The following is a 1,066-nucleotide window of genomic DNA, read 5'->3' as shown; positions in this document are numbered from 1 at the left end:
TCCGACGCTCTATTCGGCGGCCAGCGCCATGGCGATCCGCGCCGCAAGCCGCGCGTTGTTTTTCACCAGTGCGATGTTGGTGACGAGGCTTGCTCCGTCCGTCAGTTCCAGAATGCGGGCGAGCAGAAACGGCGTCACATCCTTGCCCGATACGCCTTTCTCGTCCGCGTCCCGCTGAGCCGTTGCGATATGCCCGGCCATCACATCGGCGGCGATCTCCTCTTCGGCCGGCACCGGATTGGCAATCAGCATGCCGCCATCGATTCCGAGCGCAGTGCGCGTCGCCTGGAAGCGCGCGATCGCTGCAGCGGTATCGAGGCGCAGCGGCGCGGGGTAGGGCGAATTGCGCGACCAGAACGCCGGCATCGTGTCGGTCCCGTAGGCAATCACGGGAACGCCGCGCGTCTCCAGAACTTCCAGCGTCTTCTCCGTATCGAGGATTGCCTTGGGGCCGGCAGAGACGACGATGACAGGCGTGCGTGCCAGTTCGTCCAGATCGGCGGAGATGTCGAAACTCGTCTCCGCCCCCTTGTGAACACCGCCGATGCCGCCGGTTGCGAACACGGCTATGCCGGCCATGCGCGCGGCGATCATGGTCGCGGCGACCGTCGTGCCGCCGCTCTTGCCCTCGGCGATTGCGAAGGCGAGATCGGCGCGCGACAGTTTCATCGGGTCCTTTGCCTGGGCCAGCTTTTCGCGCTCCTGGTCCGACAGGCCTATCTTCAGCCGCCCGTCGATAACGGCGATGGTGGCGGGCACGGCGCCTTCTTCGCGGATCAGTGCTTCCACGTCTCCGGCCATCTCGTTGTTGCGCGGCCAGGGCATGCCATGGGTGATGATGGTGCTTTCCAGCGCCACCACCGGCCTGCCTTTGGCAAGGGCTTCGGCGACGGGCGCGTGGACGTCGATAATGTTGTTGGAACGCACGGGAAAAACTCCTTTAGGGTCCTGATCCTAAGAAACAGAACGCGGCGCGGGCACCCGCGCAAGCGCCGCGTTGAATGCGCTGTCGTCGAATTCGGGCGCTGCCGCGGCGGAGGCAATGGCAAGCCCGGAGGCGGCCACG

Annotated in this window: 1 protein-coding gene; it reads right to left on the bottom strand. The window is 65.6% G+C overall.

The features are described from left to right. Positions 1–9: 9 nt before the first annotated feature. A complete protein-coding gene (locus JCM21793_RS23105) occupies positions 10–927 on the bottom strand; it encodes a pseudouridine-5'-phosphate glycosidase (RefSeq protein WP_025031875.1) in 918 nt (305 codons plus the stop codon). Between the last annotated feature and the right edge of the window lie 139 nt (positions 928–1,066).

The organism is Nitratireductor aquibiodomus NL21 = JCM 21793 (assembly GCF_000615975.1).
In the GTDB taxonomy this organism is placed as follows: Bacteria; Pseudomonadota; Alphaproteobacteria; order Rhizobiales; family Rhizobiaceae; genus Nitratireductor; species Nitratireductor aquibiodomus.
Note: the sequence above shows the minus strand (reverse complement) of the source record. Positions and strands in the feature narration are given on the sequence as shown.